This is a genomic window from Dietzia sp. CW19 (assembly GCF_014145265.1).
GTDB classification, from domain to species: Bacteria; Actinomycetota; Actinomycetes; order Mycobacteriales; family Mycobacteriaceae; genus Dietzia; species Dietzia natronolimnaea.
The window spans coordinates 10,325-10,649 of sequence record NZ_JAALEE010000565.1; the positions used below are offsets into that span (position 1 = coordinate 10,325).

1 protein-coding gene is annotated in these 325 nt (G+C 63.1%); it reads right to left on the bottom strand.

The window, feature by feature from the left end; all coding sequences use genetic code 11:
• Positions 1-325, bottom strand: a 325-nt coding sequence (locus G6021_RS16825; RefSeq protein ID WP_194307924.1) for a TraM recognition domain-containing protein, incomplete at both ends; no start/stop codon positions are given.

Consider the following 325-nt stretch of genomic DNA (forward strand, 5'->3'; position numbering starts at 1 on the left):
TGACACCGGTCTGTCCTCTCTCCAGGCGGTCGAGCAGCTCCCGAGTCGCGGGTGAGAAGTCCTGCTGGGTGGCCGGGATCATCCGAGCGAGCATCGGACGTCGGCCCTTGGCGATGACGATCATTTGCCATCTCTGCAGGTTCTGGATCTCGTCGACCGACAAGATCGGCTTGTCGCCGCCGACTTGTTGCGAGCTCGAACCGCTGCCATTGGAATACGACACTGACCGCTCGACCTCCCGGTAGGTGCCGACCTGGGTGGAGACCATTTGCGCAAACTCCGGCTCGGTCTGTCCCGGCCCGATGACTTTGATCGCCACCAGGGC